This is a genomic window from Arenibacterium sp. CAU 1754, assembly GCF_054482635.1.
This window is the reverse complement of record NZ_JBTLRG010000004.1, coordinates 51,990-72,058: the sequence shown is the minus strand read 5'-3', so window position 1 is coordinate 72,058 and position 20,069 is coordinate 51,990. Positions and strand designations below refer to the sequence as shown.

General features: G+C 62.4%; 14 protein-coding genes and 1 riboswitch. Of the genes, 4 read left to right on the top strand and 10 right to left on the bottom strand.

Annotated features, from left to right (window positions below):
- Nucleotides 1-4: 4 nt before the first annotated feature.
- The 5 genes from ACXYMO_RS14990 to ACXYMO_RS14970 all read right to left on the bottom strand — a co-directional run bounded on the left by ACXYMO_RS14990 (nucleotide 5) and on the right by ACXYMO_RS14970 (nucleotide 6,286).
- The gene (locus tag ACXYMO_RS14990) at nucleotides 5-1,645 is read right to left on the bottom strand and encodes an FAD/NAD(P)-binding protein (protein ID WP_458879541.1); all 1,641 of its coding nucleotides are present in this window, start codon (nucleotides 1,643-1,645) and stop codon (nucleotides 5-7) included.
- A gap of 176 nt (nucleotides 1,646-1,821) precedes the next feature.
- The gene (locus tag ACXYMO_RS14985; protein WP_458879540.1) at nucleotides 1,822-3,159 is read right to left on the bottom strand and encodes an NAD(P)/FAD-dependent oxidoreductase; all 1,338 of its coding nucleotides are present in this window, start codon (nucleotides 3,157-3,159) and stop codon (nucleotides 1,822-1,824) included.
- Nucleotides 3,156-4,652 (bottom strand): aldehyde dehydrogenase, encoded by a 1,497-nt coding sequence (locus ACXYMO_RS14980; RefSeq protein WP_458879539.1) that lies wholly within the window; start codon nucleotides 4,650-4,652, stop codon nucleotides 3,156-3,158. Before ACXYMO_RS14980 ends, ACXYMO_RS14985 begins: the two co-directional genes overlap by 4 nt.
- Nucleotides 4,653-4,655: 3 nt before the next feature.
- Nucleotides 4,656-5,573, bottom strand: coding sequence for a dihydrodipicolinate synthase family protein (locus ACXYMO_RS14975; protein WP_458879538.1), 918 nt, complete (start codon nucleotides 5,571-5,573; stop codon nucleotides 4,656-4,658).
- Nucleotides 5,574-5,581: 8 nt separating this feature from the next.
- On the bottom strand, nucleotides 5,582-6,286 hold the full coding sequence (locus ACXYMO_RS14970) for a GntR family transcriptional regulator (protein ID WP_458879537.1): 705 nt from the start codon (nucleotides 6,284-6,286) through the stop codon (nucleotides 5,582-5,584).
- Between the two features lie 451 nt (nucleotides 6,287-6,737).
- Between ACXYMO_RS14970 and ACXYMO_RS14965 the strand changes: the two genes are divergently transcribed.
- A complete protein-coding gene (locus tag ACXYMO_RS14965) occupies nucleotides 6,738-8,039 on the top strand; it encodes an efflux RND transporter periplasmic adaptor subunit (protein WP_458879535.1) in 1,302 nt (433 codons plus the stop codon).
- On the top strand, nucleotides 8,036-11,158 hold the full coding sequence (locus tag ACXYMO_RS14960; protein ID WP_458879534.1) for an efflux RND transporter permease subunit: 3,123 nt from the start codon (nucleotides 8,036-8,038) through the stop codon (nucleotides 11,156-11,158). The genes ACXYMO_RS14965 and ACXYMO_RS14960 overlap by 4 nt, the downstream gene beginning before the upstream one ends.
- A gap of 173 nt (nucleotides 11,159-11,331) precedes the next feature.
- Here ACXYMO_RS14960 and gcvP read toward each other — a convergent pair whose 3' ends face one another.
- From gcvP to ACXYMO_RS14935, 5 genes are all read right to left on the bottom strand, one after another.
- Nucleotides 11,332-14,181 carry an aminomethyl-transferring glycine dehydrogenase gene (gene gcvP / locus ACXYMO_RS14955; RefSeq protein WP_458879533.1) on the bottom strand — a complete coding sequence of 950 codons (2,850 nt, stop codon included), beginning with the start codon at nucleotides 14,179-14,181 and terminating at the stop codon, nucleotides 11,332-11,334.
- A 27-nt stretch (nucleotides 14,182-14,208) separates the two neighbouring features.
- Nucleotides 14,209-14,565 carry a VOC family protein gene (locus ACXYMO_RS14950; RefSeq protein WP_458879532.1) on the bottom strand — a complete coding sequence of 119 codons (357 nt, stop codon included), beginning with the start codon at nucleotides 14,563-14,565 and terminating at the stop codon, nucleotides 14,209-14,211.
- Nucleotides 14,566-14,572: 7 nt separating this feature from the next.
- Nucleotides 14,573-14,932, bottom strand: a complete 360-nt coding sequence (gcvH, locus tag ACXYMO_RS14945; protein ID WP_458879531.1) for a glycine cleavage system protein GcvH — start codon at nucleotides 14,930-14,932, stop codon at nucleotides 14,573-14,575.
- 20 nt (nucleotides 14,933-14,952) lie between these two features.
- A complete protein-coding gene (gene gcvT / locus ACXYMO_RS14940) occupies nucleotides 14,953-16,077 on the bottom strand; it encodes a glycine cleavage system aminomethyltransferase GcvT (RefSeq protein ID WP_458879530.1) in 1,125 nt (374 codons plus the stop codon).
- Between the two features lie 158 nt (nucleotides 16,078-16,235).
- Nucleotides 16,236-16,324: riboswitch (glycine riboswitch) on the bottom strand.
- A 141-nt stretch (nucleotides 16,325-16,465) separates the two neighbouring features.
- Nucleotides 16,466-17,332, bottom strand: a complete 867-nt coding sequence (locus ACXYMO_RS14935) for a hypothetical protein (protein WP_458879529.1) — start codon at nucleotides 17,330-17,332, stop codon at nucleotides 16,466-16,468.
- Nucleotides 17,333-17,456: 124 nt separating this feature from the next.
- Between ACXYMO_RS14935 and miaB the strand changes: the two genes are divergently transcribed.
- Nucleotides 17,457-18,785 carry a tRNA (N6-isopentenyl adenosine(37)-C2)-methylthiotransferase MiaB gene (gene miaB, locus ACXYMO_RS14930; RefSeq protein ID WP_458879528.1) on the top strand — a complete coding sequence of 443 codons (1,329 nt, stop codon included), beginning with the start codon at nucleotides 17,457-17,459 and terminating at the stop codon, nucleotides 18,783-18,785.
- Nucleotides 18,786-19,050: 265 nt separating this feature from the next.
- On the top strand, nucleotides 19,051-20,058 hold the full coding sequence (locus tag ACXYMO_RS14925; RefSeq protein ID WP_458879527.1) for a PhoH family protein: 1,008 nt from the start codon (nucleotides 19,051-19,053) through the stop codon (nucleotides 20,056-20,058).
- The last annotated feature ends 11 nt before the right edge of the window (nucleotides 20,059-20,069 follow it).

Here is a 20,069-nt window from a genome sequence, read left to right as displayed (position 1 = left end):
GGGTTCAGACCCCACGGGAGATGACGCCCTCGGCCCATCTGTCCGACGCCGCGCCAAGGCAGTCGTGGATGGAGTCGACACCAATGACACTGCCCAGGGCCAGCCGGCCCAACAGGCTCAGCCCGGTCTGGACCTTGCCGGTCTGATCAATGATTTGCCCGTCCGCTGCGGTGTCGGCGCCGAACCCGTCGGCAATCGCGTGGATGCGCCCGTCTGCTTTCAGTTTCACGATGAGGGGCTCTGTGATCCGGTCAAGCGCAGGAGAGGGCAGCACCGCGTCGACCATGGCGCAGACATCCGTCGCGTCGTCGTCTTCGACCAGCCGCCAACCGGCATCGATCAGCAGGATGTCCGGGTCGTCAGCCGCGTGCAGATCGACCAGCCCGGCCTTGTTCAGCATGATCAGTTCCCGGGCCGAGGACACCGGCGGACCATATGAAAACCGTTTCAGCCCTTCGTCAAAACCGACCACCGCCTTGATTGTGTCCGGCACGATCCGGGCGGGATTAAAGGCGCGTCTGATTTCGTTTTGCCATTTGCGCCAGAGCTGACCGATGACATAGGCGGGCGAGGGCGGCACGCGGCCCGTCGCCATGGCGATACCATCCTGCAAGGCCGGGATCGGAGCGCGTGTTTCCTGTGTGCCGGGTTTGTCACGTTCGACCGCCAGCCAGGTCTGGACTGCTTCGACATCCGCCGCCGCGCCTGTTGCCTTCAAAATGCGCAGGGCGGGCGGCACCAGCGCGTCGCAGATGCGCACCAGCGTGTCCTGAGGGCCCTCGGCGATGGCGGTGGCCAGCGACTCTTCAAAGGCACGGGTTTCTTCGCGCAACGGATCAAAACTCTCATCCACAGCGGCTGTGGCGGGTTTTGGAACCGGCGCATGACCGTCAAGGGAAAAGGGCAGAATGCGCGCAGGTTCACGACCCGAGGGGTGATAGCGCCCGTTTTCGAATACCCCGCCCAGACCACAGGTCAGCATTCGCAAAACATCCAGTGTGGACAGACCCATGCCCCGCACCGCGACGGACTTACCCGCCCATCTCTTGGCGGCCCGGACAAGCGCATCGGCGGGATAGGCCGAAACCAGGTCGGCGCCGCAGCTGCGCGCATGCGTTTGCCAGCGGCCCAACTGTTCGTCCGGGGCCGTCCGGGGCTGTCCCTGGGTCAAAAGAACCTCGTCATACGGGCCATGTCGGGACCGATCGGTGACAAGGACCCAGCGCTCAGGCGCGCCTTCGATGTGGTGGACCATTTCGGAATGCCGGCTGAGGCGCAGGGCCTTCCCGTGCTCCTCCAGATCGCGGAACCGTTCGGCAAGATATTTGCCCAGCGTGGCGCGGGCAGGAAAGGCATCCGGGTCTGTGTCTGGCCCAAGCCACTCTGAAAACGTCGCGGTTTGTGCCCCCGCGTATCCCGGCCTGTCCAGCGCCACCTCGCGGATGGGAATGTTCAGGATGCAAAGCGGCGTTTGATCCGGGTCGAAGTTAGGGCCTGCACCGTAGTGTTCGACCGGATCGAAAATATCCAGATCAAGGGTCATACCCGCCTGTTGGGTCCGCTCTTCCAAGGCTTCGAGAGCGCCCAGACCGCGCGGTCCCATGCCGATGACGGCAATGCGCCGCGCTGCGTTTTTCGTCGTCATCCGATGCGCCTTTCTCAGACCCCTGCCGCGATTGGGCGGCTCGGCAGTGTCACTTGCAAGGTTCAGGCGTCACAGACTGCCCCATTGGCCTTTGGACCTAGCCTGCGCCGACCCGATTGCAACAAGGGGACGACGGAATGGGATGCCGCCGTCCAACCGGGTAGGGACGCGCCTGTTCACTCACTCCGGGCGCGCCATTCCTTCCAGCGCAGGGCGATATTGGCGCCAATATCGCGGATTGGCCGGGGGGGCAGGCGGCTGGGGGCGGGTTCAGCAGTGAAATGGCGGGTGATGGCGCTGGTCTCGCCACAGGCCAACTCGGCGGCAGCGATCCCCGTCAGGGTGCCACGTGCGGTGCCAAGGCCGTTTTGCACACAGGCTGATATCAGCCCCGGTTCCAGCTCGCGCATGACAGAAACGCCGTTCAAGCTGAGACAAAGATGCCCGGCCCATTCGTATTCCATCGGCATCCCGGCCAGCGGCGGAAACCGGTCGTCGAATTTGCGCCGTTGCACACGGGTGGCGCGGGCCACGTCGCCTGCGCTGGCCTGCATACCGGACCGCAGGGTTGCGCAGGTACGCGTCACGATGCGGTTGCCGCCCTGGGCGGTATTGATCCGCCGCAGGGTGGTGCCCATCGGGTCGGACGGGGTGATGCCCCAGCGCGGGGCGCCGCCAAGGCGCCCCAGCGCATCGGTGTCCAGTTCCGGCGTCATCGAGGCATAGAGAAACACATGCATCAGACGCCCGCGCGAAAACCCAAAGCTTTCCAGATGGCCGTTCGTGGCAAGGATGACGCGCGGCGCGGTGACTGCACCTTGGGGGGTTTCGACCTCCCAGTCGGGGCCATGGCGGGTCAGGGCGGTGACCGGGGTTTGTTCATGCAGTGCGATCTGGTCGGACAGTCCGCCCGCCAGCCCGCGCACATAGCCCGCCGGTTGCAGCATGACCGTTCCGGGCGTGAAAAGACCCGAGCGATAGTGCCGGCTTCCGGTCAGGTCCTGCATCTGCGCGGCGTCGAGCGTTTCGCTGTGTTCGCCCAGCGTATCCAGATGGGCGGCGTAGCTGCGGTTATGCGCATCCGCGGCCGCGCTCGCCGCGCCGTTCACCTTGCCCGCCGCATCAAAGAAATTCGGGTCGATCCCAAAGTCATCCACGGCATCCCGGGCAAAAGCGATGGCTTGACGGTTGAGGTCGATCTGTGTCCGGTCATCGCCGCTGCCGGCATAGTCGTCCGAAGTCAGTTCGTGCGGCAGGTCGATCATGAACCCCGAATTGCGTCCGGCTGCGCCCTCGGCGATCCTCCCCGCCTCAAGCAATACGATGCGTGTGCCTGGCTGCAGTTGCAGCAATCGGCGCGCGGCGGACAGGCCCGCGAAGCCACCCCCGATGATGACAAAATCCGCAGTTCGCGCCGCACGCAGGGGGGTGGCCTGCGCCTGCGGCCCGAGGATTGCGCTCCACGCCGCCGGACCCCGGTGCACCGGCAGGCGCGCCGCCGGATAGCGTGTCACGACACCGCCTCGTCCTCGTCATCCGACAGGTCCAGCCAGATGGTCTTCAGCTGGGTGTACTGATCATGCGCGTGAACGCCGTTGTCGCGCCCGCCAAAGCCGGATTGCTTCCAACCGCCGAAGGGGGTCGAAATATCACCCTCGCCAAAGCTGTTGACGGTCACGGTACCTGCCCGCAACTGGCGTGCGCCGCGCAGGGCGCGTTTGGCATTGGCCGTAAACAGCGAGGCGCATAGCCCGTAATCGGTGTCATTGGCCACGGCGATGGCCTCATCAAAGCTGTTGATGGTCAGCACCGACAGGATGGGGCCGAAAATTTCTTCGCGTGCGAGGGGGTGGTCGTTGCCGGGCAAGTCGACCACGGTGGGGTCCACGAACCCGTCCTTTGCGGTGCCGCCGAACACCACGCTTTCCGCCTGTTCGAGATAGTCGCAGACCTTGCCGAAATGGGCATCACTCACCAGCGCGCCCACCCGCGTTTCGGGGTCCAGAGGATCACCGACAACCCATTCGCGCGCATGTGCCGCGATCCGGGTCAGCAGGTCGTCCTTGATGTCCGCATGGACGATCAGGCGCGATGTAGCGGAACAGTTTTCGCCCATGTTCCAGAAGGCGCCGTTCACGATATGGGCGGCGACCCGGTCCAGGTTTTCGGCGTCCTCCATCACGATCGCAGGGTTCTTGCCGCCCATTTCAAGAACGATCTCCTTGGCATTGCTGTCGGCCGAATAGGACAGGAACCGTTTACCCGTGACGGTCGATCCGGTGAACGAAACCGCATCGACATCCATGTGCCGGCCCAGCGGCTCGCCCACGTCAGGCCCGCTGCCGGGCAGCACGTTCAACACACCGCGGGGCAGGCCGGCCTCCATGGCAAGTTCGGCCAGACGCAGCGCGGTCAGGGACGTTTCCTCGGCCGGTTTCACCACGACCGAGCATCCGGCAGCCAGCGCCGGCCCGATTTTCCAGACCAGCATCAGCAGCGGAAAATTCCACGGCAGAACAAGGCCGACAACGCCAACCGGTTCGCGAACGACCATGGCGATGTGATCGTCAGATGCCGGCGCAACCTGATCATAAATTTTGTCGATGGCTTCGGCATGCCATTTCAGGCAATGGATCGTTTCGGGCAAATCCACGGTCTCGCAATCATAGATCGTCTTGCCGGAATCGAGGCTTTCCATGACGGCCAGTTCGCGTGCGTTTCGTGTGATCAGCTTTGCCAGACGGATCAGCACGTCCTTGCGCGTGGACGGGTGCAACCGCGACCAGCGCCCATCTTCGAAGGCATCGCGTGCCTTGGCCACGGCGAAGTCGACATCCTCGGCACCACATGCGGCAATCTGTGCAAGGGTCTGGCCGGTTGCCGGGTTGACGGTGTCAAACGTCCTGCCCGATGCGGCCGGGCGGAACGCGCCATCGACGAACGCACCGGTGGGCAAGCTCAGATCGCGCGCAATCGCCTGGTATTCCTCTTTGGTTAGCAACGCCATGGCTTACCCCCCTGCCTGAATGTCTGAAATGGTGCGTTTCAAGACGCGCACGACCTGTTCCAACGCGCGCTTGTCGTCCTTGTTGAGCGGTTTGAGCGGTTGGTGCACGACAGAACAGTCGATCCCGTTCATGGTCACGCCGTGTTTGATCGTCTGGATGAATTTGCCGCCCTGTTCCAGGACCCGCATCAGCGGCAGCATGGCCGACATGATGCGACGGCCTTTTGCAAAATCGCCTTCGACCACGCAGGCCTGATACAGCGCGACATGTTCCCGGGGCAGGAAATTTGAACCGCCGCAGACCCAGAACGGTGCGCCCCAGGCGAAGAACTCCAACGCCTGATCATCCATGCCGCATCCTAGCTGAATATGCGGATAGTCGCGCGCCAGAAGATGCACCCGGTTGATGTCACCCGAACTTTCCTTGATGCCGCAGAAATTGCGGCTGCGTCCGACACGATCCAGAAAATCCTCGCCCATCATCGTACCCGTGCGACCCGGATAGTTATACAGCATGATCGGCAGATCGGCGGCCCGGTCGATGGCCAGCGCATTCAGCGCATTTTCCTGATCGGTCGGGACGGCATAAGGCGGGCTGGCCAGCAGGATCGCGTCCGCCTTGATGTTGCGCGCGGCCTGGGCCAAGGCGATTGAATCGCTGGTCAGCATCGCACCCGTCCCGATGACCAGCGGTAAACGCCCCTTCAGCCGCTCACTGGTGAACGTCGCAATCTCGATCCGCTCGGCAGCGGTTTGGGCATAGTTTTCACCGGTTGACCCTCCGGAAATCAGGCCGTGAACACCGTTGCCAACCAGAAACTCGATCATATCGGCCAGGCTGTCCCAATCGACCGAGCCATCGGTCATCAGCGGCGTGACAAGCGGGGTATAGATTCCGTCAAAACGAAAGAGGGGGGTCATGGCGGTCCTCAGGAAGACGACGAAGCCAGATCGCGGCCAAGGGGCAGGTCAAGCGATGCGGGCATTACGAAGGTTTCAATTTGTCCACGGGACAGCGCCCAGTGGTCTTCGGCAAGTTGTGCGGCACGGGTTTCGTCGGCGGATTCGATTGCTGCGATGATGGCGTCGTGCTGGTCGCTGGCGCGCGACAGGTTTTGTGCCATCTCGCCCGAGCGCGGACGGTAGAACGTCATGCCGATGCGCGCGTGATCGATCAGCAGCCGGTGAAAGGACGGCAACAGGTAAATGTTGCTGGCCATGGTCCCGGTGATCTGGTGAAACAGATGGTTGGCCAGCGTCCGGTCTGCCGGATTGCCCTGCCTCAGCGCCGCCCGAAATTGCTGTTGGGCCTCTTTCAAGGCTGCGATCTGTTCGGGTGTGGCATTGCGGGCGGCCAGCCTGAGGATGGCGCCATAGACCATCGGGGCGGCCAGAAAGAAGTCGCGCAATGTTGTGTGCGACAGGTCCGACACGCGCACCCCGCGGGTTTCGCGCGACTGCACATAGCCCAAACCTTCGAGGTCGCGGAACACTTCGCGGACCGGCGTTCTGGATAAGTCGAACGCTTTGCACAGGGCCGCTTCGTCAAGTTCGACACCCGGCATCAAATCCTGTGTCAGAATCGCGTGCATCAGATGTTCGGAAAGCTTGTTTTTACGCTCTTTTGCAGACATCGAAGGCTCTTCGTCAAAAATACTTCGTCGATCGTTAGCAAAAATACAAATTGAATACAAATTGTATTATTGTTTCTTCAGCACAATTGCTTGGGAAAACCGGAAAATGACCACGGTTCATTTTGTCTTTCTCCTGCTTAAGGATTTTTCCCATTTGGCCTTTGCCAGTGCGGTCGAGCCATTGCGCATTGCCAATCTGGTTTCGGGGTCGACCTGTCACGCCAGAGACCACAGCTGAACTGAGTATTCGTGGTATCTTGAGGCAGTGATGTGAATCAAGGACGCCTTGCCCCGATGCGAATAGACATCGCGAAACGGATCAGCATGAATGGACGTCATGCGAAACAGGAGATCTCCATATGCCTTCGGGGGCCAGACCTCGTGACGTTGTGCGCACAGGAAATGACAAGCGGCTTTTCCCTATTTTAAACCGTAGTGAGGGGGGCTGGTGATGGAACGTTTCGGTGTGATCCGGCGCGCGATAACCCGTTTGCTGGCCGTGATTTTGCCAGGTGCCGCCGGTGTCGGTATTCTGCTGTTTTCGGCGACGCTGAAATCCGATCCGGTGCCAACCGAACGGGGCAAAGCCGCGGTGCCGGTGCGGGTGATCACGCTGGACCCGTTGTCATTCGTCCCGCGGGTGACGGGCTATGGCACCGTCGAACCGGCGCATGAGTGGCGCGCGGTTGCCCGTGTGGAAGGTGAAATCGTCGAAACCGCCCCGCAATTGCAGAATGGCAGCGCCGCGTCCATGGGCACCGTTCTGTTGCGCATCGACGATACCGATATTCGACTGAACCTTGCCCAGATCGACGCCCGCCGCGCCACGTTGGAGGTCAAGGACCGCACCCTTGCGGCCAGTCAGGTGATTGCCGAACGCGAAAGTGCGCTGGCCGAGGCCGACCTGGCCCGCAAGCGGGAATTGCAGACCCAGGGCGCGACCACCCAGACGGTCGTCGAACAGGCCGAGCGGTCGGCCCTGACCGCGCAGGCGAAACTGACGGATATCGCGAACCAGCTGGCCCTGAACGCGGCCGAACGCAACGTACTGCGCGCCGAGCGCGACAGCGCGGCGCGCAGCCTTGGGTTCACCGAGGTCAAGGCGCCGTTCGACGTTCTGATCGCCGAGATTTCGGCCGATCTGGGGCAGGTGGTCAGCAAGGGGCAAACCCTTTTCGCAGCGGACGGCACCGCACGGGCCGAGGTGTCGGCGCAATTCCCGATGGGGCGGATGGGCCCCGTTGTGCGCACCCTGTCCGGTGGCAATCCACAGGATTTGCTGTCGGCCACCGTGACCCTGTCGCAGACCGGACATGCGGTGACCTGGCCGGCCCGTATTTCGCGCATAAGCGAGGCGATTGATGCGCGCACCCAGAGTGCGGAAATCATCGTGTCGGTGGACGATCCGGTTGGACAGGCCGTGCCGGGACGCCGGCCGCCCCTGCGCCGGGGCATGTTTGTCGAGGTCGAATTGACGGCACCCGCGGTCATGGGGCTGGTTGTCCCGGCCGCGGCCGTTTGGGGCGGCAAGGCATTGGTCGTAACCGGCGACGGTCGACTGGCCCGCCGCTCTGTCACGGTCGCTTTTGAAACGGACGGCCTTGCCCTGGTTGCTGACGGGTTTAACCCCGGCGAGCAACTGGTCGTAAGCGATCCGGCCGTGGCTGTTCCGGGCATGGCCGTGCTTGCGGTCGAGGACGCCGAATTGGCGGATCAGATCAGGCGTCAGGCCGCCGGGGACGCGGCGAAATGATCGGCCTTTTCGTTCGTCACCCGACGGCTGCCAATATCCTGATGGTGGCGCTAATCGGTCTGGGCGCAATGGCGGCTCCGACCCTGCAGCGCGATACCTTCCCCGTCACGTCGCCCTCGCTGGTCGAGGTGCGCATCGCCTATCCGGGGGCCAGCCCTGCCGAGGTCGAACGCGGCATTTGCATGGTCGCAGAAGATCCGGTGCGCGCGGTTGACGATCTGGATGAACTGACCTGCGAAGCACGCGACAACATGGCCGTCCTGACCGCCGAGATGGTGGAAGGGGGCGACATGACGGCCTTTTCCGACGATGTCAAAACTGCCGTCGAGGGCGAAACCGGGTATCCGGCCGAGGCCGAAGCGCCGGTGACGCGCATTGTCGAGCGGACCGCCAACGTGGCGACCATCGCCGTGACCGGCCCCGATGACCCGCATGTCCTGTTCGCCTATGCGGATGGGCTGGCCGAACGGCTTATGCGCGATCGGATGATCGCGCGCGCCGACATCAAGGGATTTTCGGATCGCGAGGTTGCGATCGAGATTTCCAACGCTGCCCTGCGGACCTATGGGCTTACGATCGCCGATGTCGCGGCGGCGCTGCGGCGCAATTCGCTGGACCGGCCCGCCGGCATCCTTGAAGGGCGCGATGTGGATTCAACCGTGCGCTTTGCCGGGGAGCGGCGCACGGCGCAGGACATTGCAAGACTACCCTTGACCGCCTCGTCCCTGGGGGCCGAGGTCCGTCTGGGCGATGTTGCGACCGTCAGCACCGCATTTTCCGACGCATCCGTAAAATCCCTGCACGACGGGCAGCGCGCCGCCCTGATCACGGTCGTCAAAACCAGCGAGCAGGACGCGCTGCGCGTGATGCAGGCGGTGCGAAACGGGGTCGAGGACGCCCGTGCCGCCGCGCCGGACGGGATCACGCTCACCATCTCTCAGGACACGACGAAAAATATCGTCGAGCGCCTGGATATCATCTTTTCCAACGGGGTTCAGGGTCTGGTTCTTGTCCTTGTGGTCATGGGGTTGTTCTTTGGTCTGCGCTTTTCATTCTGGGTCGCCATGACACTGCCGGTGTCATTTCTCGGCACGATTTTCGTCATGCAGTTGATGGGCCTGAGCATAAACATGATCACCATGGTGGCGCTGTTGGTGGCGATCGGGCTTTTGATGGACGACTCCATCGTCATTTCCGAAAATATCGTGCGTCACCGCCGTGACGGGAAAACCGCGACGGATGCCGCAGTGATCGGTGTGACCGAAGTGTTGCCGGGGGTGACATCCTCGTTCCTGACAACGGTGATGATCGTCGGGCCGCTGGGCTTCATGGCGGGACAGATCGGCGAGGTTTTGAAATTCCTGCCCATCGTGCTGGTGATCACGCTGGTGGTCAGTCTGCTGGAAGCCTTTCTGGTTCTGCCCCATCACCTGGCCCATGCCCTGAAACAGACCGGCCGGGAGGGTCTCCTGACCCGTGCAACGAATGGCGCTTTTGACAGTCTGCGCGACAGGGTCATCATGCCGATTGCCCGCGCCGCGTTGCGCGCGCGCTACCTCACGCTCGGCCTTGCCGTGGCGGTGCTGGTGACCTCCTTTGTGCCGATTGCGGCGGGTTGGCTGAAATTCCAGAGCTTTCCCAGTCTGGAAAGCGACACGGTCGAAGCGCGGTTCCTTTTGCCGCAAGGGACACCGCTGGCGCGCACCGAGGCGCGCGTCGCCGCCGCATTGAAGGCGCTGGACCAGTTGAATACCAGGGAAACTCCGAAGCAACCGGACGGTCAGCCACTGGTCCAATCAGTGACGGTTTCCTATGGGGCAAACGCCGATGCGCCCGCGGAAAGCGGCGCCCATCTGGCCACCATCAGCGCCGAGTTGCTGCCTGCGGGCGTGCGGACCACGGCCCTGGATGATGTACTGGATTCCTGGCGAAAGATGACCGGCCGGCAGCCGGATATGATTTCGATGCGCTTCACCGACCGCGAACGCGGACCGGGCGGCAAACCCATCGACATCCGTCTTCAGGGGCCTGATCTGGGTCAGTTGCAACTGGTGGCCGAGGATATGCGGCGGTTCTTCCTTGCCTTTCCGGGCGTGCGGGATGTGCAGCATGATCTCAAACCCGGAAAGCCGGAACAGGTGGTGCGGCTGAACCCGCCCATGGCCTCGGCACTGGGGGTAAGTGCCGAGACGGTCGCGGCCCTTCTGCGCGGCGCATTGAAGGGCGATACCGGCGTCGAAGTGCGCGATGCGCTGGGCGGTCTGGACGTGGTGGCCCGCCTCGCCCGCAGGGACCGGGACGATGGCGCCGACCTTGCCGCCCTGCGCGTTCCGGGCGAGGGGGGCGCGCTGGTGCCGCTTGAGGCCGTAACGACCATTGAACAGACGCGCGGCTACGCGGCCATCAGACGGATCGACGGCGTGCGGACGGTTGCGGTCACAGGGTCGATCAACCCGGCGGTGGCCAATGCCAATGAACTGATGGCCGCCCTGCGCGCCGATTTTCTGCCCGACCTGATGCAATCCTATCCCGAGATTTCAGTCGTCGTTGTCGGTGAGGCCGAGGATTCCGCAACGACCGGGAGTTCGCTCGTCCGCAATCTGGGCATGGGTCTGGTCGGGGTGTTCCTGATCCTTGCGGTGCAGTTTCGCAGCTTCGTGCAGCCTGCCGCGGTTCTTGTGGCGGTTCCGCTGGGCCTTGTCGGGGTGATGTGGGGGCACGCGGCCCTGGGCATACAACTGTCGCTGCCCAGTATGGTGGGCCTCGCCACGCTGGCAGGGGTCGTGGTGAATGATGCGATCCTGCTGGTCGAATTCACCAAGGACCATTTCAATGCAGGGAAAACACTGCAGGACGCCGCCGCAGCCGCCGTGTCCGATCGATTTCGCGCCATCTTTCTGACATCGCTGACCACGGTTCTGGGCTTGACCCCCCTGTTGCTTGAGCAATCCACCCAGGCGCAATTCCTGCGTCCCATCGTAGCGAGCCTTGCTTTTGGGTTGTCGGGGGCCACGTTGCTGGCGCTGTTTGTCACTCCGGCGGCCTTTGCGGTGCTTTACGATCTGGGACTTGTCCGGCGTGAGGACCCGGAAGACACCGACGGAGCGGGGACCGGGTGACCGGGGGGGCGACGCGCCCCGCCCTTGGGCTTTGACAACAAAATGGCGGCCGCTTGTGCGACCGCCATTTTTGCAGGGGGGCGTGTAGCTGCCGGCGGAGTGAGGGGGCTTCGCCCCCGCCGCCCCGTCGGGGGGACCCCCAGAGGTTTCCTGGAAAGAGGAAAGTCAGAGCGTCATTCCGCGGCGTCGGCGTAGTCCTCCATCGGCGGGCATGTGCAGACCAGATGACGGTCGCCGAAGACGTTGTCGACCCGGTTGACCGGTGGCCAGTATTTGTCGACCCGGAAGGCGCCGGGCGGAAAGCAGCCCTGTTCGCGCGAATAGGGGCGCTCCCAGTCCTTGACCAGGTCCTCCATCGTGTGGGGCGCGTTTTTCAGCGGGTTGTTGTCGCGGTCGATCTTGCCCTGTTCGATCTCGGTGATTTCGGCGCGGATGGCGAGCAACGCATCGCAGAACCGGTCAAGCTCGGCCTTGGTTTCGGATTCGGTGGGTTCGATCATCAGGGTGCCTGCGACCGGCCAACTCATCGTTGGGGCGTGGAACCCGCAGTCGATCAGGCGCTTGGCAATGTCATCGACGCTGACCCCGGCGCTGTCGGCAAAGGGGCGGGTGTCGATAATGCATTCATGGGCAACGCGCCCCTGTTTGCCACGGTAGAGCACATTATAGGCCCCTTCCAGACGCGTGGCGATGTAATTGGCGTTCAGAATCGCGACACGGGTGGCCTGAGTCAGCCCATCGCCGCCCATCATCAGGCAATAGGCCCAGGAGATCGGCAACAACGAGGGCGAGCCGTAAGGCGCGGCGGATACCGGACCTTCAGCGCCGCCCGTCGAGGGATGTCCGGGCAGATGGGGCACGAGGTGCGGTTTCACACCGATCGGGCCCATGCCGGGGCCGCCGCCGCCATGCGGGATGCAAAACGTTTTATGCAGGTTCAGGTGGCTGACATCGCCGCCCAGATCGCCGGGGCGCGACAGGCCCACCATCGCGTTCATGTTGGCCCCGTCGATATAAACCTGACCACCGTGGGCGTGGGTAATGTCGCACACCTCGGTCACGGTTTCCTCGAACACACCGTGTGTCGAGGGATAGGTGATCATGCAGCCAGCGAGATCATTGGCGTGTCTTTCCGACTTTTCGCGGAAATCCTCCAGATCGATATCCCCATTCTCAGCGGTTTTGACCGGCACGACCTTCCAGCCGACCATGTGGGCGCTGGCCGGGTTGGTGCCATGGGCGCTCATCGGAATGAGGCAGACGTTGCGGTGCCCTTGCCCGGTGGCGCGGTGATAGGCGGCAATGGTCAGCAGACCTGCGTATTCGCCCTGCGCGCCCGAATTGGGTTGCATCGAAATGGCAGCATAGCCGGTAATCTCACACAGCTTGGCCGAGAGATCGTCGATCATTTCGCGATACCCCTGGGCCTGATTGGAGGGCACGAACGGGTGCAGCTGGGAAAATTCGGGCCAGCTGATCGGCATCATTTCGGCGGCTGAGTTCAGCTTCATCGTGCAGGACCCCAGCGGGATCATCGCACGATCGAGCGCCAGATCGCGGTCAGCCAGACGGCGCATATAGCGCATCATTTCGGTTTCGGCCCGGTTCATGTGAAAGATCGGATGTTCAAGATAGTCCGAGGTCCGCAGCAACGCATCGGGCAGACGGTAATCGGGGGCGTAATCGCGATCTTCGAGGATGATCCCGAAGGCGCGCCAGACGGACTCGATTGTTGCCGGGCGGGTCAGTTCATCCAGGGTGATGCCCACCTTGGTGTCGCCGACACGGCGCAGGTTCAGCCCCTCGCGCACGGCGGCCTGAAGAACGCCACGCTGAAGCAGGCCGACATCCACGGTGATGGTGTCAAAGAAGGCATCCGGTTCAACATGAAACCCGGCCGCTTCAAGCCCTTTGGCCAGTCGGACGGTCTTGCGGTGGATGCGCTGCGCGATGGCGCGCAGCCCTTCGGGGCCGTGGAAGACCGCGTAAAATCCGGCCATGACGGCCAAAAGCGCCTGCGCGGTACAGACGTTGGACGTGGCCTTTTCCCGGCGGATGTGCTGTTCGCGGGTTTGCAGAGACAGGCGATAGGCGCGGTTGCCGTGGCTGTCGATGCTGACCCCGACAAGGCGGCCTGGCATGGCGCGGGCGTATTGCTGCTTGGTGGCCATATAGGCGGCGTGCGGGCCGCCATAGCCCATTGGCACACCGAAACGCTGAGTATTGCCCACGGCGATGTCGGCGCCCATGGCGCCCGGCTCTTTCAGCAGGGTCAGGGATAGCGGATCGGCCGAAATGATGCCGATCGCCTGCGCGCGATGCAGCGCGGCGATTTGATCGGTGAAATCGCGCACATGGCCGTAGGTGCCGGGGTATTGAAAGATCGCGCCGAACACCTCTTCGGGGTTCAGATCGTCGGGCGATCCGACGATCACGCGGATGTCGAGCGGTTCGGCGCGGGTCTGGATCACGGCGATATTCTGGGGATGACAATTCTCATCGACAAAGAAGGCGTGCGATTTGGACTTGGCCACGCGCTGGGCCATGGTCATCGCCTCGGCGCAGGCGGTCGCCTCGTCCAGCAGGGATGCATTGGCGATTTCCAGGCCGGTCAGATCGCTGATCATGGTCTGGAAATTCAGCAGAGCCTCAAGCCGCCCTTGCGAGATTTCGGGCTGATAGGGGGTATAGGCCGTGTACCAGGCCGGGTTCTCCAGGATATTGCGCTGGATCGCGGGGGGCGTCACGGTGCCGTGGTACCCTTGGCCGATCAGCGAGGTCAGAACCTTGTTCTTCTCGGCCGTTTTGCGCATGTGATAAAGAAGTTCACGTTCGGATTTGGGTTTGCCGAAATCCAGCGGCTTTTTCTGGCGGATCGATTGCGGAACGGTTTCGTCGATCAGCGCATCCAGGGACGTGACACCGATGGTGTCGAGCATGTCTGCCATTTCGGCCGGGGATGGCCCGATGTGCCGACGATTGGCAAAGTCATAGGGCAAATAGTCGGTTGGCTTGAAGGTCATGCGAAAGCTCCGGGTTCAAGTCGCGGTTTAGGGTCCGCGATGGGTCAGGATATTCAAAAGCGTTCCGGCGGGATCGCGCAGATAAAATCTCCGCACGCCCCAAGGTTCATTGATCGGACCATATTCAGGTTCATGGCCCAGGGCGCGGGCCCGCGCCAAAATGTCGTCCAGGTCATCCACGTCGATCGAAAGCGCGGGCAGGGCGGTGTCCGACCCGCCCTGCGCGGCCATGCTCAGTTGCACTGGTTGTTGCGATGCCTCCTGAAGCGTGACGATCCACCCCTGATCCATGGCCGGTTCAAGTCCGAACACATCGCGGTAGAACCCGGCAAGTGCGCCGGGGTCTTCGGTGTGCAGGTTGGCAACGATCCGGCGGATAACCATGGTGCGCTTACCCTATGAAGTCCTTGTAACCGGCTTCGTCCATGTAATCGTCCATGGGGGAAAGATCGCTGGGTTTGATCTTGAAGAACCAGGCCTCGCCCTGCGGGTCTTCGTTGACCTTGCCGGGGTTGTCGACGAGGGCGCTGTTCACTTCAACGATTTCACCATCCAGCGGGGCAAGGATGTCCGAGGCGGCCTTGACGCTTTCGATCACGACGATTTCTTCGTCCTTGGTGACTTCGGCACCTTCTTCGGGCAGTTCCACAAAGACAACATCGCCCAGTTGTTCAGCGGCGTGTTCGGTGATGCCAACGATGACCAGATCGCCCTCGGGCAGAAGCCATTCGTGTTCTTCAGTAAATTTCATGTCCGGTTATCCCTCTGGAATCATCGCTTGAAGTTTGCCGCCACGAAGGGCAGCGCCGTTACGGTAATCGGCAGTCGCTTGCCGCGCAATTCGCCATATAACCGGGTGCCGGGCGTGGCCAGTTCCTTTGGCACATAGCCCATGGCAACCGGGCCACCCACGGTTGGGCCGAACCCGCCCGAGGTGATCTGGCCGATCTGTTCGCCGCCGGTTTCATCGGCAAAAAGCGCCACGCCTTCGCGCATGGGCGCGCGACCTTCGGGGCGCAGCCCGACCCGTTTGCGCGGGGCGCCAGTGTCGAATTGCGCCAGAACCATATCCGCCCCCGGAAAGCCACCCGCGCGGTCGCCGCCGGTGCGGCGCGCCTTTTGAATGGCCCAGCCCAGACCGGCCTCGACCGGCAGGGTGGTGGTGTCGATGTCATGGCCATAAAGGCACAGCCCGGCCTCGAGCCGCAGGGAATCGCGGGCGCCAAGGCCGATGGGCAAGACCGCCTCGTGCGCGAGAAGCGCGCGGGCCAAACTTTCGGCGGCGGCTGCGGGAACCGAGATTTCATAGCCGTCTTCGCCCGTGTATCCCGAGCGCGAGACCCAGCAGTCTGATCCGTTGAGGGAGACCGTCGCCACATCCATGAACCGCATGTCGGCAACCGCGGGGGCGAGGCTGGACAGCACGGTTTCGGCCATGGGGCCCTGCAGCGCGATGAGGGCACGGTCGGTGACCGGGGTCACGGTGATGTCCGGTTCCAGCGCGGCCTTCATGCGGGCGATGTCATCGCCCTTGCAGGCGGCATTGACCACCACGAACAGGTGATCGCCCCGGTTGGCGAACATCAGGTCATCCAGAATGCCGCCCGTGCCATTGGTGAAAAACCCATAGCGCTGGCGATCGGTGCCAAGACCGGCAACATCCATCGGCACCAGGGTTTCAAAGGCTGCTGCAATCTGATCCATCGGAGCGCCGCCCAGAAGGACCTGACCCATGTGGGAGACATCGAACAGCCCGGCCTTTTCCCGTGTGTGGGTATGTTCGGCCATGATCCCGGTTGGGAATTGCACGGGCATGTCATAGCCCGCGAAAGGCACCATCTTTCCGCCCAGTTCCACGTGCAACCCGTGCAGCGGCGTGGTTTGCATATCCGTCATACCCGTTCCTTAACAGGCCGATGCGATTTCAGAGAAATACAGTCGGCACCCCAGTTCCGTGGACGGTTGTCCACGTGGCGATGCCCCCTCTGTCCTTTGGCCTGAGATCGTTATCCCTTCGGCGGGCCCGCAAGCGTGCCACTCTCCAGAGTCTTGGTCTGATGCCAACGGTCCCTTGGGCCTGAGAGTTTCCGGGGCGGTTGCTCCTTCGGCACCGGCAAAGCGCCGGTTCTCCCGTTGACATGGGGCACAGGTTAACTGTGCGGTGGGGGCGGGGCAAGGCCCTGTTTCGGGAAATGCGCACCGGGGTCGGCCCTGCGGGCCGATTGGGGCACTGCCCCAAACCCCGGAGTTTTTCCGGCAAGATGAAGGGGGGCGGTCGTGTCTGTCAGAACCATTGACCCGGTTCCATCAGCCCGAGGTCGAGCAACTGGCGCGAATGCCATTCGAACGGGGTGGAATTGTGCCAGCGAAAGGTCTGGATTTCGAAGGTCGAACCGGGATTGCGTTTCAGCGCCTTGGCGGTGCGGAACGAACAGATAGCCGCCGTCAGGTTGTGATGCCACGGGCAGGCGTAGGTATTGAACTCTTCATCGCTGAACGTGTGGTCGGGGCGCAATGTCAGGTCGGCGCGCGCGCGAAACAGGGCGATGCGGTCGATCTTGCGGCTGGGTTTGGGGATGTGTTCCTCGTACCGCCAGCGCAGACCGCCGAAAAAGTCGAGCTGGCGTTCGCGCGGGTGGCCCGAAGCCGGATCGTTCCGGGCGAGCGCATAATAGCCGGATTTGTCGAGAAAGGCGCTGTCCAGCGACACGGCGTTGGGGTTGGCCCCGAGGTCCTCGGCGTAAAGGTCGATCACGTAGGTCAGCATCGCGTCGCGCCGTTCCTCGGCGTGAAAGGCGAGCATTTCGCCAACCGTGCGCGTTTCGCAGAACGGGTAGAACAGGTATTCGCCGTTATAGCAGTAATAGAGCCAGATGCCCGGCGCGGCGGCGATGACCGCGTTGACCGCATCAAAGACGGATTGGGGCGGGCCGGCATCGAAACTAACCCGTTCCACGATCTGGGCGACGTCCTCGGGGAGGTCGAATTCATCGGGCATCAGGGCCACGGTGGTTTTGAAGCCGCACTGCACATGGTGGCGCAGTGTCGTGGCGATTTCGACATCGTCCTCGACAAAAATCAGTGCGACCGGCCCCTTGGCCAGCGCGGCCTTGCCGGATTTCAGGAAATCATCAAGCGATCTGTAGTGCATGCGGGTGCCCGGGTTTTGCCGTTCTGGCGTTTTGGCGCAGAGTCGGTTAATTGCGCGTGCATTGCAAGCCATCCCGGAACGGTCTAAGTCAGGCCGCTGATCCCCAACCCGAAGGCACGATGCGATGACGGCCCCCAAGAAGCTTTTTATCAAGACCTATGGCTGCCAGATGAATGTCTATGACAGCGAACGCATGGCCGAGGCGCTGGGCGGGCAGGGATATGTCGAAACCAAATCCGCCGAGGATGCGGACATGATCCTGCTCAATACCTGCCATATCCGCGAAAAGGCCGCCGAAAAGGTCTATTCCGAGCTGGGCCGCTTCAAGGGGCTGAAGGCGGAAAAGCCGGATCTGAAAATCGGTGTGGCCGGATGCGTGGCCCAGGCGGAAGGCGAAGAGATCATGCGCCGTCAGCCTTTGGTGGATCTGGTCGTGGGGCCGCAATCCTATCACCGTCTGCCCGAAATGGAGGCCAGGACCCGCGCCGGAGAAAAGGCGCTGGATACGGATTTTCCCGAAGAGGACAAATTCGAAAAACTGAAACGGCGCCCCAAGGCGTCGCGCGGGCCGACGGCCTTTCTGACCGTTCAGGAAGGGTGCGACAAGTTCTGTGCCTTTTGCGTGGTGCCCTATACCCGTGGCGCCGAGGTGTCGCGGCCTGCCGACCGTATCCTGGACGAGGCGCGTGACCTGGTGGAGCGCGGTGTGCGTGAAATCACGCTGCTGGGTCAGAACGTGAATGCCTATCACGGGGCCGGTGCGGGGGGCGACTGGACCCTGGCCCGGCTGATCTGGGCGCTGGACAAGATCGATGGGCTGGAACGTATACGGTTCACCACCAGCCATCCCAACGACATGGGCGATGACCTGATCGAGGCGCATGGCACCTGCGCCAAGCTGATGCCCTATCTTCACCTGCCGGTGCAGGCCGGATCGGACAAGATCCTGAAGCGCATGAACCGCAGCCATACGGCGGACAGCTATCTGCGCCTGATCGAGAAAATCCGCGCCGCGCGGCCCGACATCCTGATGTCGGGGGATTTCATCGTCGGTTTCCCGGAAGAGACCGAAGAGGATTTCCAGGCCACGCTGGATTTGATCGAAGAGGTCAAATATGGCTATGCCTATTCCTTCAAGTATTCCACGCGCCCCGGCACACCTGCGGCCGAACGCCCGCAGGTTCCCGACGATGTGGCCTCGGATCGGTTGCAGCGGCTTCAGGCGCTGATCACCCGCCAGCAGCGAGAGATTCAGGACGCAATGGTCGGGCGTACGGTCAGCGTTCTGTTTGAAAAGCCGGGCCGCCTGGACGGGCAGATGGTCGGGAAATCGGAATACCTGCATGCGGTTCATGTTCAAAACGCCAACGCCCGCATCGGTGATCTGGCGCAGGTGCGCATTGTCGATTCCGGGTCCAACTCACTGGCCGGAGAGGTTGTGAGCGACGTCTGAAGTCGCTGCTCATTCCCGTGCGCGGGTTCATTTTGGGTGCTATTGCGGGACTCCGCGCCGCCAGCGATGGCAACGGGACTCTTTTGCACCCGGCTCGGATGTCCCGGACATGATCGCATCAGGGCGAAAATCTGCACAATTCACGGCCGTCCGGATCATGGCCAGACGTTTTTTGTTTCAATTTTGCGAAATCATCATACATGCGCTTGCACGCTGGGCGTGAAATTGGCACGCTCACATCATATTGGAAAAACAGGAGAGTGGATTGGCCATTGGCGCCCTGACCCCACCGCAGACTGACACCGCACCTCACGAGGTGCTGATCGAATTTCCCGACAATCGTTTGTTGATTGACCTGTGCGGCGAATATGATCGCAATCTGGCCGACATCGAACAAAAGCTGAGCGTTCAGATCGTGCGCCGTGGCAACCAGTTGTCCATCATGGGCGAGGGCGATGCCAAGGCTCAGGCCGCCGACGTGCTTCGGTCGCTGTATCAACGGCTTGAGGCCGGGCGCGACGTCGAAGCCGGCGACATTGACCGCGAATTGCGCATGGGCAGCGTCGTGACCGCCGACTCCGGCGATCAGATGGAAATGTTCCGGGGCGGCAAGATCGAGATCAAGACACGGAAAAAGCTGGTCGAGCCGCGCACCGATGCACAAAAGGCCTATGTCCAGTCGCTGTTCGAAAATGAATTGGCCTTCGGAATCGGGCCTGCGGGAACGGGCAAGACCTATCTGGCCGTGGCCGTCGGGGTGAACATGTTCATCCAGGGGCACGTGGATCGGATCATCCTGAGCCGCCCGGCCGTCGAGGCGGGCGAAAAGCTGGGATATCTGCCGGGCGACATGAAGGACAAGGTCGATCCTTACATGCAGCCGCTTTATGATGCGCTGAACGACTTTCTGCCGGGCAAGCAGCTGGCAAAGCTGATCGAGGAAAAGCGCATAGAAATCGCGCCTCTGGCCTTTATGCGGGGGCGGACCCTGTCGAATGCCTTTGTGGTGCTGGACGAGGCGCAGAACGCCACGTCGATGCAGATGAAGATGTTCCTGACCCGTCTGGGCGAAGGGTCGCGCATGGTGATCACCGGCGACCGGACGCAGATCGATCTGCCGCGCGGGGTGCCGTCGGGCCTGTCTGATGCCGAGCGGCTGCTCAAGACCATCCAAAAGATCGGGTTCAACTATTTCACGTCCAAGGACGTCGTGCGCCACCCGCTGGTTGCGGCCATTATCGAGGCATATGAAACCGATATCGAAGCACCCTGAGATGCGATGGT